Origin of the sequence: Brevundimonas sp., from assembly GCF_046293315.1 — a bacterium.
Classification (GTDB): domain Bacteria; phylum Pseudomonadota; class Alphaproteobacteria; order Caulobacterales; family Caulobacteraceae; genus Brevundimonas.
This window is the reverse complement of sequence record NZ_JBKBPF010000006.1, coordinates 59143-73910: the sequence shown is the minus strand read 5'-3', so window position 1 is coordinate 73910 and position 14768 is coordinate 59143. Positions and strand designations below refer to the sequence as shown.

The window sequence follows — 14768 nt, the reverse complement described above, 5'->3', positions numbered from 1 at the left end:
CCGACCTCCAGGAGATTTCCATGACCGATACGTTCAACCAGAACGACACCACCACCAACGCCTATGACACCGACCTTGCGCCGCGCCCCGACCTGACGTCGGCGCAGCCGGACACCGTTGAAGGTCGTGCGCCCATGACGGCGCGGGTAGAGCGTCGCCTTCGTGAAGGCCGCAGCTGGGCGGAAGACCGCACGCAGCGCGCAGGCGAAACCATTCGCGCCCATCCCGTGCGCAGCAGCCTCGGCGCCGTCGGCGTCGGCGTCGTGCTGGGAATGCTTCTGCGCCGCTAAGCGCGTCCGGCGCGTTGCAGCGCCGCGTCCGAGACAAACGGGTTGGTCCGACGCTCCTCTCCGAGCGTCGAGACCGGCCCGTGGCCGGGGGCGAAGGTGACATCGTCTCCCAGCGGCCATAGCTTGGTCACCACCGAATTCAGCAGGGTCTGGTGGTCGCCGCGCGGGAAGTCCGTGCGGCCGATAGAGCCCTTGAATAATACATCGCCCACCTGGGCAAACCGCGCCGCCCGGTTGAAGAAGATCACATGGCCCGGCGTGTGCCCGGGGCAGTGGCGGACCTCCCACGTGGTTTCACCGAGCGTCATCACATCACCCTCGTCCAGCCAGCGGTCCGTCTCGAAGGACCGGGCCTCGGGCATGCCGTACATCTGACCCTGGGCGGCGAGGCCCTCGATCAGGAACAGATCCTCGGGGTGGGGGCCCTCGATGCAGACGCCGGATTTCTCCTTCATCTCCGCCGCCCCGCCCGCATGGTCGATGTGGCCGTGGGTGATCCAGATCTGATCCAGGATCAGGCCGCGCTGTTTGACCTCGGCCAGGATGATGTCCACGCCGCCGCCCGGATCGATCACCGCCGCCTTGCTGGTGGCGGTGCACCAGACGACGGTGCAGTTCTGCTGCAGCGGGGTGACGGGGGCGATGAAGACGCCGATTGGCGACGTGGGGGGAGAAGCGGGCTGGGTCATGACTTTCAGATAGCCACGCACGGCGCCAAACGAAACCCGGTCGTTGACCTGAACCGCCCTTGCCGACATAAGGGCGGGCTTCGAGGAGCCGCTTCCGCACGGGGCGGCCCTTTTCGCATTTTCCATCCGCGCGCGCTCGTTTTCACAGCGCCGCCACAGAGCGTCAGACACGTCCATGCAAGTTGTCGAAAAGTCCGCCGAAGGTCTCAGCCGCGTGATCGCGGTGACCATCCCCGCTTCCGAGCTGAACGCCAAGCTGGACGCCAAGGCGGCCGAAGTCGCCCCGCAGATGAAGCTGAAGGGCTTCCGTCCCGGCAAGGTGCCGGTGTCGCACGTGCGCAAGACCTACGGCCGCGACCTGATGGGCGAGATCGTCAATGACGCCCTGAACCAGTCCAGCCAGAAGGCCTTGGACGACGCCAAGCTGCGTCCGGCCGCTCCTGCCGAGATGAAGCTGGTGTCCGACATGGACAAGGTGGTCGCGGGCCAGGAAGATCTTTCCTACGAGATGGCGCTGGAAGTCATGCCGGAGTTCAAGCCGGTAGATCCCAAGTCGCTGAAGCTGACCCGCCCGGTCTATGAGGCGGCCGATTCCGATCTGGACGAGGCGCTGAAGGAACTGGCCGGCCAGGCCAAGACCTATGAGGACAAGGGCGGCAAGGCTCCCAAGGCCGCCGAAGGCGACCAGCTGACCATCGATTTCGTCGGCAAGATCGACGGCGAGGCGTTCGAGGGCGGTTCGGCCGAGGACGCCGACCTGATCATCGGCTCCAACCGTTTCATCCCCGGCTTCGAGGAGCAGCTGACCGGCGCCAAGGTCGGCGAGGAGAAGACCATCGAGGTCACCTTCCCCGAGCAGTATCAAGCCGCCCATCTGGCCGGCAAGGCCGCGACCTTCGACGTCACGGTCAAGGCGCTGAAGGCCCCCAAGGACAGCAAGGTCGATGACGACTTCGCCAAGCGTCTGGGCCTGGAATCGCTGGACAAGCTCAAGGAGCTGCTGCGCGACAACCTGAACCAGCAATACAAGGGCGCCGCCCGCTTCAAGCTGAAGCGCGCCCTTCTGGACCAGCTGGACGAGAAGCACTCCTTCGACCTGCCGCCCAAGATGGTCGAGGCCGAGTTCGACGGCATCTGGCAACAGGTGGAGGCCGACAAGGAAGCCGGTCGTCTGACCGAGGCGGACGCCAAGAAGTCGGACAAGAAGCTCAAGGAAGAGTACCGCAAGATCGCCGAGCGCCGCGTGCGTCTGGGCCTGGTTCTGGCCGAGATCGGCCGCGAGAATAACGTCACCGTGACGGACCAGGAACTGAACAACGCCATCCTCGCCGAGGCCCGCAACTATCCGGGCCAGGAGCAGGCGGTGCTGAACTTCTATCGCCAGAACCCCAACGCCGCGGCGGGCATGCGCGCCCCAATCTATGAGGAAAAGGTCTGCGACCTGATCTTCGACCAGGCCGAGGTCAAGGATGAGCCCATCAGCAAGGAAGAGCTGCTGAAGGACGACGAGGAATAGGACCGGGCTGAAACCCGCTTTCTGAGGCCCCGGACCGGATCGGTTCGGGGCCTTTTTCGTCGCAGGCGCCGTGACGGGCGACGCCCACCTTGCAACGGCCGCCCCGGAACGCGATATCAGGATGCAACGATGCGCGGCGCCCGAGTCGCGCACGCACGCAGCTTCGAGAAGGCCTTCATGCGCGATCCGATCGACTACATCCAGAGCAACCTCGTCCCCATGGTGGTGGAGCAATCCAGCCGGGGTGAACGGGCCTTCGACATTTTCTCGCGCCTGCTGCGCGAGCGCATCATCTTCCTGACCGGTCCGTTCGATGACGGCATGGCCAGTTTGATCTGCGCCCAGCTTCTCTTCCTGGAGTCCGAGAACCCCAAGAAGGAAATCTCCATGTACATCAACAGCCCCGGCGGCATCGTCACGTCGGCGCTCGCGATCTACGACACCATGCAGTACATCAAGTCGCCGGTTTCGACGGTGTGCATGGGCATGGCGGCCTCGGCCGGTTCGCTGATCCTTACGGCGGGTGCGGCGGGCCAGCGGGTGTCGCTGCCCAACGCCCGCATCATGGTGCACCAGCCCTCTGGCGGCTTCCGCGGCCAGGCCTCGGACATCGAGCGCCACGCCGAGGACATCATCAAGACCAAGCGCCGCCTGAACGAAATCTACGTTCAGCACACCGGCCGGACCTATGAAGAAGTCGAACGCACCCTGGACCGCGACCACTTCATGAGCGCCCAGGAAGCCAAGGACTGGGGTCTGGTGGACCACGTCTATGAGCAGCGCGAGGAAGCGGCGGCCGAAGAACCCAAGAAGAGCTAGGGCTTGGCCGTGAACACCTGAAAGCCGGGCTGGTCAGCGATGGCCAGCATTTCGGTATCGCCCGAGGTGTCGCCGTAGGCGGCGGTCAGACGGACCTCTTCGCCATAGGCGGCCTTGAGCCGTGTGACCTTCTCGGGGCCCCGGCAGTTTTCGCCGACGAAGGCGCCGGTGATGCGGTCGTCGTGATCGAAGGCCAGCCGGGTGCCCAGCAGGGCCTCGGCGCCCAGGCGGTGGGCGAAGGGGGCCACAGTGATCTCGGGCGAGGCGGTGACGATGACCCGGTGCGCGCCCTTTGCGCCCCAGTCGTTCCAGCAAGCCAGGGCGTCGGGACGCATCAGCCGGCCCCAGGCCTGCCCGGCGAAGGTCTCGGCCAGGCCCTTCAGGGTCTTTCGATCCACGCCGTCGAGGAATTCCGCAACCGCTGCGGCCTTGATGGCGCCCCGGTCCTTCGTACGCAGATAGGACAGGGCGGCCGGGGCCAGTCGGACCATGCCGAACAGATAGCCGACCGTGCCCACGCGCCAGCGCAGGAAATCGGTGAAACTGTCCTTCACGGTCATGGTCCCGTCGAAATCGAAGGCGACAACAGGCTGGCCCGGCGCGGGACCCGTGATCAGGGGCTGGCGAAGTGGTGCGAGATTTCCCATCTGGGAATGACCGTAACGACCTTTCCCCCGCTTCGTCCATCCCGTGAAAACCCGGCGCCGGTTCGCCTCGTCGGGGTTGTGATGGGCCTTCGGATGGGTGATTGTCATTTTTTGAAGACCTTCCGGCGCAGGATTTGCGAATCGTGACGGAAGGAGGCGCGCCCGGACCGTTTCGGGACGCGAGAGTGAGAAGGCCGATGACCAAAGCCGCCAGTGGCGACGCCAAGAGCACCCTTTACTGCTCCTTCTGCGGGAAGAGCCAGCATGAGGTGCGTAAACTCATCGCCGGACCGACCGTGTTCATCTGCGATGAGTGCGTCGAGCTCTGCATGGATATCATCCGTGAAGAGCACAAGATCGCCTTCGTGAAGTCCAAGGACGGCGTGCCCACGCCCAAGGAAATCCGCGAAGTCCTTGACGATTACGTGATCGGCCAGAGCCACGCCAAGAAGGTGCTGAGCGTCGCCGTCCACAACCACTACAAGCGCCTGAACCACGCCACGAAGAACAACGACGTGGAACTGGCCAAGTCCAACATCATGCTGATCGGGCCTACGGGCTCGGGCAAGACGCTGCTGGCCCAGACGCTGGCGCGCATCATCGACGTGCCCTTCACCATGGCCGACGCCACCACCCTGACCGAAGCCGGTTATGTGGGCGAGGACGTGGAGAACATCATCCTGAAGCTGCTGCAGGCGTCCGACTACAACGTCGAGCGGGCCCAGCGCGGCATCGTCTACATCGACGAAATCGACAAGATCAGCCGCAAGTCCGACAACCCTTCCATCACCCGCGACGTAAGCGGGGAGGGCGTGCAGCAGGCCCTGCTGAAGATCATGGAGGGCACCGTGGCCTCCGTGCCGCCCCAGGGCGGCCGCAAGCACCCGCAGCAGGAGTTCCTGCAGGTGGACACGGCCAACATCCTGTTCATCGTCGGCGGCGCTTTCGCGGGCCTTGAGAAGGTCATTTCGGCGCGCGGCGTGGGGGCCTCCATCGGCTTCGGCGCCAAGGTCAAGGAAATCGACGAGCGCCGCATGGGCGACATCCTCAAGGAGGTCGAGCCCGACGATCTGATGCGCTTCGGCCTGATCCCCGAGTTCATCGGCCGTCTGCCGGTGCTGGCGACGCTGGAAGATCTGGACGAAACGGCGCTGGTCACCATCCTGACCGAGCCCAAGAACGCCCTGATCAAGCAGTACGGCCGTCTGTTCGAGATGGAGAATGTGGGCCTGACCTTCACCGACGACGCCCTGACGGCGATCGCCAAGAAAGCCATTACGCGCAAGACCGGCGCCCGGGGCCTGCGCTCGATCATGGAGGGCATCCTGCTCGAGACCATGTTCGAACTGCCCACCTATGAGGGTGTGGAAGAGGTGGTGGTCAACGCCGAGGTGGTCGAGGGCCGCGCTCAGCCGCTGCTGATCTACGCCGAAAAGCCAAAGAAGCAGCAGGACGGCGCCGCCTGATCGCGGCTCGACCACAGACAATCAAAGGGCGGGCCTCTCGCGAGACCCGCCCTTTTTTGTGCCTGCCAGAATGGTGCGCCTATTCGGTGCGCGGGTGAAGATTGGTGGATTCCGCCTCGGTCTGGGCGTCCGCGCGGACGTCGTCGGTCACCGGACCGGGCCCGCTGGCCGGGGCGGGAACGGCGGTGTCCTGCATGGCGGAGTCCACGACCGGCGCGCCTTGCGGCGCAGGCTCGGTCGCAGCGGTGTCCACCGCCACATCCTCGGCCGCGACGGTCTCGTCCATGGCCGGGGCTTCTTCTTGCTGATTGCAGGCCGCAAGGCCCAGAACCGCGACGCTCGCGGCGACGATCATCAAACGCATGGCAATCCTCCTCGATTGAGCCTCGTCAACGGTCAAGCTGAGGTTCAGTTGCACCGTGGCGCGGCGCTCCTCCGGGTTCCCGGGCGCCGACGGGCTTCCCGGCTCAGGTCAGCGTGTCGACGATCTGGGCTGCGAGGCGGCGGGTGACCGGCCGGTGCAGGGCGTCGAGGCGATCCACGACGGTCTCGGCCGACTGGGCCGAGCGCTCGATGCGGCGCACCAGATAGGGGATCACGTCCGGATGGGGACGGATGCTGCGGCGATCAAAGGCACGCTCCAGCATGGCGGCCAGCACGGCCTCGTCGGGCTCCTCAAGCGCCACGTTGCGGATGGCGTTCAGGCGGGAGTGCAGATCCGGCAGCGTGACCGGCCAGAGGGCGGGCGACTTCCGCGACACCAGAAGCAAGGCCCCGCCGCGCGATTGCGCCAGGTTCAGCAGGTGGAACAGGGTCTCGTCATCGGCCTCGGGTGCGCGGTCCAGCAGGACAGGGCGGCCTTCCAGCTCCATGGGATCGACGAGGGCGGCCTCGGCGCCGTGCAGGGGCACCGCGCCCACCCGTTCGGCCCACACGGCGGCCAGATGGCTCTTGCCCGATCCGGCCGGTCCGCACAGGGACAGCACGCCCCCGCCTAGTCCGGCAGCCGCGTCGGGCCACCCTGCCAGGGTCAGGGCGGCCGCGCGGTTGCAGTCGGACACGACGAAATCATCCGCCCGGAACGGCGTGTCGCGCTCCAGTTCCAGTTTCAGCTGATCGGTCCGGTCGGCGGTCATCCCCGCCCTATATCAGAACGGCCCCGCCGCCGCGCCAGAACACAACCCGACGGGGTGGTGGAGGATCGTCAGCGGTCTGTGGATGATTTCATAGCCCCAGTCCCTTGAAATGCCGTGGCGGAACATGGGCCCACCTTGACTTTCCGGGGGGATAATGCGCCCTTCCGCGCCTTCCTTTTCTGCTGATTTTCGGCCCCGGATACCACCATGCACGCCTATCGCTCCCACACCTGCGGCGCCCTTCGCGCGACTGACGCGGGCTCCACCGTCCGTCTGTCCGGCTGGGTGCACAGAAAGCGCGACCACGGCGGCCTGCTGTTCATCGACCTGCGCGACCATTATGGCCTGACGCAGCTGGTGCTGCACCCCGCCACGCCGGGCTTCGAGGCGGTGGAGCGGCTGCGGGCCGAGAGCGTCATCTCCGTCGACGGGGAGGTGGTGAACCGCACACCGGAAACCGCGAACGCCAACCTGCCTACCGGCGAGATCGAGGTGCAGGTCAAGGCGGTGCAGGTGCTGTCCGAGGCCGCCGAGCTGCCTCTGCCGGTGTTCGGAGAGCCCGAGTATCCCGAGGAAATCCGGCTGAAGCACCGCTATCTGGACCTGCGCCGCGAGACCCTTCACCGCAACATCGTGCTGCGGTCGAAGGTGATCCATTCGATCCGTCAGCGCATGGTGGGGCAGGGCTTCCTGGAGTTCCAGACGCCGATCCTGACCGCTTCGTCGCCCGAGGGCGCGCGGGACTTCCTGGTGCCCAGCCGGCTGCATCCGTCGAAGTTCTATGCGCTGCCGCAGGCGCCGCAGCAGTTCAAGCAGTTGCTGATGGTGTCGGGCTTCGATCGCTATTTCCAGATCGCGCCCTGCTTCCGGGACGAGGACCTGCGGGCCGACCGGTCGCTGGAGTTCTACCAGCTCGACGTGGAGATGAGCTTCGTCACGCAAGAGGATGTTTTCGCGACGATCGAGCCCGTCATGCATGGCGTGTTCGAGGAGTTTTCCAACGGCAAGGAGGTCGATCCCTATCCGTTCGTGCGCATCCCCTATCGCGAGTCCATCGCCAAGTACGGCACCGACAAGCCGGACCTGCGCAACCCCATCGAGATGCAGGACGTGTCCGATCACTTCCGCGACGGCGGGTTCGGCCTGTTCAACAAGATCCTCGCGGCCGACGCCAAGAACGCGGTCTGGGCCATCCCGGCGCCCGGCGGCGGCTCGCGCGCCTTCTGCGACCGCATGAACTCGTGGGCGCAGGGCGAGGGCCAGCCGGGGCTGGGCTATGTGTTCTGGTCCGAGGATCAGGGCGCCTGGGGCGGTCCCATCGCCAAGAACCTGGGCGGCGACGCCACCGACGTCCTGATGACAGCGCTGGGTCTGGGGCAGGGCGATGCGGTGTTCTTCGCCGCCGGCGATCCCGCCGCCTTCCACAAGTTCGCAGGCAATGCCCGGATCAAGCTGGGTCTGGACCTGAACCTGGTCAAGGACGACGCGTTCCGCTTCTGCTGGATCGTGGACTTCCCCATGTTCGAGTGGTCCGAGGAAGAGAAGAAGGTCGACTTCAGCCACAACCCCTTCTCCATGCCGCAGGGCGAGCTGGAGGCGCTGGAGAGCAAGGACCCGCTGGATATCCTGGCCTACCAGTACGATATCGTCTGCAACGGCTATGAGCTGTGCTCGGGCGCAATCCGGAACCACAAGCCGGAGATCATGCTGAAGGCCTTCGAGATCGCGGGCTATGGCCCCGAGGTGGTCGAGGCGGAGTTCGGCGGCATGCTGAACGCCTTCCGCTACGGCGCGCCCCCGCATGGCGGTCTGGCGCCGGGCATCGACCGCATCGTCATGCTGCTGGCGGGCGAGAGCGCCATCCGCGAGGTCATCGCCTTCCCGCTGAACCAGCAGGGGCAGGATCTGCTGATGAACGCGCCGTCCGAGGTCGAGGAGCGTCAGCTCAAGGAGCTGCACATCCGCCGGGCTCCGCCCATCAAGGTCTGACGCTAGTCGGCGCCGTAACCGATGATGTGTCGGGGCGCCGGAGCCACGGGCGGGCGCGGCGGCACGGGCATGCGGACATGGCGCCGGGTCCCCGAGCAGCCGGCGGCGTTGCTCAGGCGCGACGGCAATCTGGTGGAGGTGTCGGCGCATGCGTCGTTCACCTGACCCTGTGTCAGGTTGCGAACGCGGGACAGGTCCGATCCCCGGATATCGGCGCGGGACAGGTCGGCGCCGGAAAAGTCCGCGCCCGCGAAATCGCCGTCGCCCAGCTGTGCGGCGCTGAGGTTGGCGTCCCGGAAGCTGGCGTTGCGGAAATCGCCGCCGCGGAAATTGGCGGCGGTCAACTGGGTGTTGCTGAAATCGGCGCGGGGGGCCTCGGCGTGGCTGAAGTCCGCGCCGAACAGCTCGCTGCCGCGTAGCCGCGCGCCGGCCAGTTCCGCGCCCCGGAAATTCACGCCCACCAGTTCCCCATCGGTCAGACTCGCGTTGTTGAGACTGGCGCCGGTGAACAGGGCCCCCTGGGCGGTGGCGCCGGCCAGGTTAGCGTTGTCGAACGCCGCGCCCGTGAAGTTGGCGCCGACGATAGTCACGCCGCGCAGGTCGGCGCGAGTGAAGTCTGCGCCGCTGAAATTGGAGCCCACGAGCTGGGCGCCGCGCAGATTGGCGCCCACCAGGGCCGAGCCGGAAAAATTCGCGCCGGTGAAGCTGGCGCCGCCCAGGTCGCGACCCGACAGCTCGCAGCCCCGGCAAGCCCCGCCCAGCGAGACCAGGCGGGCCACGTCGCGATCCTGAAGGGTTATCTCGGCGGCGGCGCCGGTTGCAGCCATGGCCGCAGCGACGCCCGCGAAGGCGACGGCGAAACGGCGAAAAGTGCGGGCGGCGGGTTTCATCACGCCTAATCCATGCCGCTTAAGTGCATGAGGAACCACTTAAATCGCGGTAACGTCCGCGCCCTGCGCGCGTCCTCAGCAAGGCGGAATGTGAAGGCCGGCGGGAAGAGCGGTCGTGGCGTCGCCACACGCGCGGTCCAGCTGGGTCTGGGTCAGACCGCGCGCGCCGCCCAGGTCGGCCCCTGACAGATTCGCGCCGGTCAGGGTCGCGCCCGCGAAATTGGCGCCGCGCAGGTGCGTGCCGACGAGGCTGGCGTTGGTCAGATCAGCACCCGCGAAGCTGGCCGAGGCGAACACCCCGCCGTAGGCTTCGATGTCCCGGAGGTCCGCGTTGGAAAATCGCGCGCCGTTCAGGATGGTCAGGCTGAGGTCGGCCTGACGCAGGCGCGCCCGGCTGAAATCCAGTCCGGATCGCTCCAGTCCGTTGAAGTCCGCCTGGAACAGATTGCACCCCGGGCAGCTGGAGCCGGACACCGCACGGCCGACCTGGCCGGCGTTTTGCGCCGCAGCCGGCGAGGCGAGCGCCAGGACAGCGAGGGCGGCGATGACAATTCTCATGACGGGACTCCGCGAATGACGGCTGCCATCATGCAAGATCAGGGCCTAACGCCCCGTTTCATTCAGCTGTGGCGCGGCCCCGCAGGAATCGCATTCATAGCCCGGCCCCTTGCGCTGGAGGGCGAAATCCCCGCACGACGGGCAGGCTGCGGCCAAGGGCTCGGCAGGGGCGGAGGGCGCCTGAGTCGCGTCCTTCTTCTGCCCGAATGGCAGGACCACCAGATTGTCAGGCGCGGCGCCCCGGGCAAAGCCCTTGGAGATGAATCGGGCGGCGGGGACGGCTTCCGCGTCGCCGCCTTCGCCCCCGCCGAGGCCATCGGCGTTCAGGGCGTCCGGGTCAGCGTTAGCCAGCTCGGAGCGGTCCAGATAGCTCACCGCCAGTTCGCGGAAAATGTAGTCCAGAATGGAGGTCGCCGACTTGATGGAGTCGTTGCCGGTGACGCGGCCCGCAGGCTCGAAACGGGTGAAGACGAAGGCGTCCACGAACTCGTCCAGTGGGACGCCGTATTGCAGGCCGATAGAGATGGCGATGGCGAAATTGTTCATCAGGCTGCGGAAGGCGGCGCCTTCCTTGTGCATGTCGATGAAGATCTCGCCCAGCTCCCCGTCGTCGTATTCCCCGGTGTGGATGTAGACCTTGTGGCCGCCTACGGCGGCTTTCTGGATGTAACCCTTGCGGCGGTCGGGCAGCTTGCGGCGGGTGCGGTCGCGTTCGACCACCTTCTCGACGACCCGCTCCGAAACATGGCGCTCGACGTTGTCAGACTGGGGCGGGCGGAGCCCGGGCGTGTCAGCTGGAGGCAGGTCGAGGAGATCGCCGGGCGGGGCGGGGTCCGCGACGAGGCGGATGGCGCGCGCCCCGGCCAAGGCCCGGCGCGACACGGCCCGCATGGCCTGTTCGCTGGTCGCGTCCCAGTCCAGACGCTCCGGCGTCAGGTCCGGCAGGTCGCTGAACGGCGAGACGGCGGCGGCGACGGCCGCCGGGTCGACACCGAGAACGGCGCGCAGGTCAGGCGACGCTTCGTTCCAGTCCGTCAGGTCGGAATGGCCGAAGGCGTAGGCGGCGGCGCAGGCCCGGTCCTCGTCGCTGACGCCCAGATGGGCAAGGAGGTCGAAGCCCGGGTTTTCGCGGTCCTGGGCGGTGATCCCAAGCACGTCATGCAGGAAGCCCGCGTCCAGCACAGGAAGGAAGGCGTCCTCGAGCCGGTGAACCGTCGCGAGGGCGGTCTCTACAGCCTGAAGCTCAAGATCCGTGAAGCCGAACGCCCGCAGGGCAGCATGGTCCAGGCCCGGCGCCTCCACCAGGGCGCGCCGCCCCAGCAGTTGACGCTCGGCAGCCTCGACGTCGCCACCCAGCCTCGCTATGGCCGTGGCCGCATGGGGCGACAGCGCGTGGGAGGTTTCGCCCTCGGCGGTCTCGATGAGGATACGGTGGGGCGCCGCGTGCTCCAGATGCGCGCCGAGCCGGAGCGCCAGTTCGGGGTCGTCGCAGACCAGACCAATGAGCGCGTGGCGAAGGCCGTGCTTGCGCGCGATTTTCAGGGCGTGATCGTACAGCCTGGCGGCCGGCTCGCCGTCGACGCCGAGTGCCGCGGCCGCCTCCGCGCGCGCCGTCGTGAGGGCAAGCGTCTCCTCGGCGTGATCGGGCCAGTCGGGGCAGGCGCGGATCCGGGCCGCCATGTCCGCTGAGGCGGCCATGGCCGAGGCATGGACAAGAGCCGCACGACCGGCGATCCAGGCGTGACCGGGTTCGCCGCCGGTCGCCAGCCCCTGAGCCATGAGGGCTTCGCCCACACCCGCAAGCCCCAGGGTGATCTGACGGACGCCGAAGCGCCACGCGGCGTCGTCGGCTGCGCCGGTGAAGCCGCAGGCCGCCTCGATCTCCAGCGCCGTGGTCATGAGGCGCGCCAGGGGCTCTAGGGCCACAGGATCGTATGCGGCCGCGAGGTTGATGGCGGCCGTGGGCGCCGCAAGGGCGCCGTCGAGCGCGGCGGCGTCACGGGGGTCGAACGCCAGCGTGACGCGACCGGAAACCAGCGCCGCCTCGACGGCGGGACGGGTCTCGGGGGCCCCGGACGCGGCGAGGGCGCGGTCGGAAAGGGCGACGACCGGGCGAGGGGCGGGCGCTTCGATGAGGCCGATCTCCGGCAGGCGTCCGCGCGCCGCCAGAAGGATGTCGGCGTCCCGTGCGCCGGCCGCGCGGGCTGCGTGCGCGGCCCGGGCCAGAGCGGGATTGTGTCGGGGGTCGGCGCAATCCAGGTCGGGGCCCTCGCAGCGGTCCACGGCGTCGGCGACCGCGCCAAGCTTGCGGCGCAGGGCGTCCATCGCGTCCTGGCTGAGCCGCCGGGTCTGAGCCTCGCCGGCATGGCGGCTCAGTCGTGCGGCGGCGGCGGGATCGGCCAGGTCGATCACGTAGCGGTCCGCCGTCACCAGGCCTTCGTCGTCGGCGACCGGATGGATGCGGTGACCGCCGGGTGCTGTGGCGCCCGGGGCGGCGAGCCCCATCTGCACGGCGCCGATCAGTTCCTCAGCGAAGCCTCGCGCGACGCCGACGCTCTCGAACAGGCCCAGGGCGTGGCCCCAGGCGGCCAGGCGAACCGCCCAGCGGCCGGGTCCGCCATCCAGCAGTCCAGGATGCAGGGGCGCGGTCAGGGCTTCGGGGGCGAGATTGGGCAGGTCCCCGGGCAATGTCTCGGCCCAGTCCAGCCAGGCCTCGACGCGGGCGGAGGACCAGCCGGCGGGCGCCACGACGGTCTGGACGCGGTCTGGCCGCTCCACGGTGCGCGGCTCCAAAGCTACGGCGGCGGCGGAATCAGCGAACCGGGATGAAAAGCGCATTGATGTCTCCGCGGCCATGGCCGGAGATTACGGCCATCACCGTGGGCACGACAATAAATGTGGTTACTCGCGGCCGCTTACCCACAACATATTGCGAATACCGGCCACGATCGGAATGCTGGACGCGGGGCGGCGCGGTTTCTATATTCGCGGCCGTTCAAGGGGTGCGTCGCCGCCCCGTCTCCCATCACGAAAGCGTCCCAAGTGCTGAACCTGCTGGCCAAGACCTTCACCTGGTGGAACGGGGCCACCATCGGCACCCTGTTCACCGTCGCCAAGCGCGGAGAGCTGGTGGGCACGGACGAGTTCGGCAACCGCTATTACCAGTCCCGGGACACCACCAGCTACGACGGCCGCAAGCGCCGCTGGGTGATCTACGACGGCTACGCCGAGGCGACCAAGGTCGCGCCCGACTGGCACGGGTGGCTGCGCTACACCTTCGACGAGCCGCCGGCCGAGGGCGGCTTGCCGCGCCGGTCGTGGGAGCGCCCGCACCTGCCCAACCTGACCGGAACGCCCATGGCCTGGCGTCCCAAGGGCTCGCTGGCGTCGGAGGGCCGCCGCCCCGCGGCCACGGGCGACTACCAGCCCTGGACGCCCGAGGGATGACCCGTCGCGGCAGACTTCTGGCGGGCGTCGTGGCCATCGGACTGGCGGCCGCCGGAATCGGCGTGGCCCAGACCGAACAGCAGCCGCAGGACGCCCAGCCGGCTCCCCAGTCTGAGCAACCGGCATCGTCCGATCCCGTGGCGGATATCCTGATCCGGCAGCAGCAGGAGCAGGACGCCGCCCGTCGCGCCACCGAGGCCCTGAATCGGGCGCCGCCGGGCGCCTTGATCCAGGCCCAGCCCCGTCCCGCCGCACCTGTGGAACAGGCCGAGGCGGTCGAGGAAGACGAAACGCCGGATACGGAACTCGCCGAAGCCGACACCGGCGGTCCGGAGACGCTGGAAGAACCGGGGGAGCCGCCCGCCCGGGAGCGTCGCCCCGTGGCCATTATCCAGGCGCTGGACAAGACCACGGCCGAGACCATGCGCTTCGAGGTGCGTGTGGGGGGACCGCCCGTCCGCTTTCGCAATAGCCTGATCTTCACGGCGCGGGCCTGCGAGGTAAATGCCGACGACGACCCGCAGGTCGAGGCCGCTGCCTACCTGGAGATCCGCTCCCAGCCCAGCGGCACCAACCAGCCGACGCAGGCGCGACAGGTGTTCAGGGGCTGGATGTTCGCCTCGGCTCCGGCGGTCAATCCGTTGCAGCACCCCAATTATGACGCCTGGGTCGTGGGCTGCCGGGCGTAGTCGACGGCTTGCGCGCCGGTCAACGGCGCCATGAGGGCGGCGAGATCGGGCGTCACATCCAGAATGTCCCTGAGCGCCCGCAGATAGGCGGCCTGCGGCGTTTCCACGAAACCGAACTGCGACAGGTGGTCGGTCATGAACTGGGCGTCCAGCAGCCGCCATCCGCCCTTTTTCATCCGCGCCACCAGATGGACGAGCGCGACCTTTGACGCGTCGGTCACCCGGCTGAACATGCTTTCGCCGAAAAAGGCGCCGCCCAGGGTCACGCCGTAGAGGCCGCCGACCAGTTCACCGTCGATGCGGCACTCTACGCTGTGCGCCGCGCCACGCGCGTGCAGGGTCAGGTAGAGCTGGCGGATTGCGGCGTTGATCCAGGTGTCCTCGCGGCCCGGCCCGGGCGCCGCGCAAGCGTCGAGCACCGCCTCGAAGTCGGTGCTGACGGTGACGGCGAAACGATCATTCCGCACGGTGCGCGCCATCCGCGCCGACAGGCGGAAACAGTCCGGCGGCAGGACGGCCCGCAGTTGCGGCTCGACCAGATAGATTTCCGGGTCGTTGCGGCTGTCCGCCATGGGAAAAACGCCGGCGGCATAGGCGGCCAGAAGCTCGTCCGGTCCGAAAGGGGGCATGGC

15 protein-coding genes are annotated in these 14768 nt (G+C 67.7%); 7 read left to right on the top strand and 8 right to left on the bottom strand.

Annotated features, from left to right (window positions below):
* The first annotated feature begins 20 nt into the window (after positions 1–20).
* Complete coding sequence (locus tag ACK4SE_RS07165) at positions 21–290, top strand: hypothetical protein (RefSeq protein ID WP_409690487.1); 270 nt, start codon at positions 21–23, stop codon at positions 288–290.
* Here ACK4SE_RS07165 and ACK4SE_RS07160 read toward each other — a convergent pair.
* Positions 287–979: an MBL fold metallo-hydrolase gene (locus tag ACK4SE_RS07160; protein ID WP_409690484.1), complete on the bottom strand. Its 693-nt coding sequence runs from the start codon at positions 977–979 to the stop codon at positions 287–289. The two genes, ACK4SE_RS07165 and ACK4SE_RS07160, sit on opposite strands and share 4 nt — an antisense overlap.
* A gap of 175 nt (positions 980–1154) precedes the next feature.
* Here ACK4SE_RS07160 and tig point away from each other — a divergent pair, with 175 nt between their 5' ends.
* A complete protein-coding gene (gene tig / locus ACK4SE_RS07155) occupies positions 1155–2495 on the top strand; it encodes a trigger factor (protein ID WP_409690481.1) in 1341 nt (446 codons plus the stop codon).
* Between the two features lie 177 nt (positions 2496–2672).
* Positions 2673–3314 carry an ATP-dependent Clp protease proteolytic subunit gene (locus ACK4SE_RS07150; protein ID WP_292104510.1) on the top strand — a complete coding sequence of 214 codons (642 nt, stop codon included), beginning with the start codon at positions 2673–2675 and terminating at the stop codon, positions 3312–3314.
* On the opposite strand, the gene ACK4SE_RS07145 is transcribed toward ACK4SE_RS07150, so the two are convergent.
* Positions 3311–3961, bottom strand: coding sequence for an HAD-IB family hydrolase (locus ACK4SE_RS07145; RefSeq protein WP_409690479.1), 651 nt, complete (start codon positions 3959–3961; stop codon positions 3311–3313). The genes ACK4SE_RS07150 and ACK4SE_RS07145 overlap by 4 nt on opposite strands.
* 197 nt (positions 3962–4158) lie before the next feature.
* Between ACK4SE_RS07145 and clpX the strand changes: the two genes are divergently transcribed.
* On the top strand, positions 4159–5427 hold the full coding sequence (gene clpX / locus ACK4SE_RS07140) for an ATP-dependent Clp protease ATP-binding subunit ClpX (protein WP_409690476.1): 1269 nt from the start codon (positions 4159–4161) through the stop codon (positions 5425–5427).
* A gap of 79 nt (positions 5428–5506) precedes the next feature.
* On the opposite strand, the gene ACK4SE_RS07135 is transcribed toward clpX, so the two are convergent.
* Together ACK4SE_RS07135 and ACK4SE_RS07130 are read right to left on the bottom strand one after the other, a co-directional pair.
* Positions 5507–5791, bottom strand: coding sequence for a hypothetical protein (locus ACK4SE_RS07135; RefSeq protein WP_409690474.1), 285 nt, complete (start codon positions 5789–5791; stop codon positions 5507–5509).
* A gap of 103 nt (positions 5792–5894) precedes the next feature.
* The gene (locus ACK4SE_RS07130) at positions 5895–6563 is read right to left on the bottom strand and encodes a chromosomal replication initiator DnaA (protein ID WP_409690472.1); all 669 of its coding nucleotides are present in this window, start codon (positions 6561–6563) and stop codon (positions 5895–5897) included.
* A gap of 207 nt (positions 6564–6770) precedes the next feature.
* Between ACK4SE_RS07130 and aspS the strand changes: the two genes are divergently transcribed.
* A complete protein-coding gene (aspS, locus tag ACK4SE_RS07125) occupies positions 6771–8552 on the top strand; it encodes an aspartate--tRNA ligase (protein WP_409690469.1) in 1782 nt (593 codons plus the stop codon).
* Between the two features lie 2 nt (positions 8553–8554).
* Here the strand turns inward: aspS and ACK4SE_RS07120 are convergent, their stop codons facing one another.
* The 3 genes from ACK4SE_RS07120 to ACK4SE_RS07110 form a co-directional block, all read right to left on the bottom strand.
* A complete protein-coding gene (locus tag ACK4SE_RS07120; RefSeq protein ID WP_409690788.1) occupies positions 8555–9442 on the bottom strand; it encodes a pentapeptide repeat-containing protein in 888 nt (295 codons plus the stop codon).
* Positions 9443–9517: 75 nt separating this feature from the next.
* Positions 9518–10000, bottom strand: coding sequence for a pentapeptide repeat-containing protein (locus ACK4SE_RS07115; protein WP_409690466.1), 483 nt, complete (start codon positions 9998–10000; stop codon positions 9518–9520).
* Between the two features lie 45 nt (positions 10001–10045).
* Entirely contained in the window at positions 10046–12838 is a 2793-nt protein-coding gene (locus tag ACK4SE_RS07110) for a TSCPD domain-containing protein (protein WP_409690463.1), read from the bottom strand.
* A gap of 213 nt (positions 12839–13051) precedes the next feature.
* Here ACK4SE_RS07110 and ACK4SE_RS07105 point away from each other — a divergent pair, with 213 nt between their 5' ends.
* Positions 13052–13447 (top strand): NADH:ubiquinone oxidoreductase subunit NDUFA12, encoded by a 396-nt coding sequence (locus tag ACK4SE_RS07105; protein ID WP_409690786.1) that lies wholly within the window; start codon positions 13052–13054, stop codon positions 13445–13447.
* Positions 13444–14136, top strand: a complete 693-nt coding sequence (locus ACK4SE_RS07100; protein ID WP_409690461.1) for a DUF2155 domain-containing protein — start codon at positions 13444–13446, stop codon at positions 14134–14136. Before ACK4SE_RS07105 ends, ACK4SE_RS07100 begins: the two co-directional genes overlap by 4 nt.
* Here ACK4SE_RS07100 and aat read toward each other — a convergent pair.
* The gene (gene aat / locus ACK4SE_RS07095; RefSeq protein WP_409690458.1) at positions 14103–14765 is read right to left on the bottom strand and encodes a leucyl/phenylalanyl-tRNA--protein transferase; all 663 of its coding nucleotides are present in this window, start codon (positions 14763–14765) and stop codon (positions 14103–14105) included. The two genes, ACK4SE_RS07100 and aat, sit on opposite strands and share 34 nt — an antisense overlap.
* Between the last annotated feature and the right edge of the window lie 3 nt (positions 14766–14768).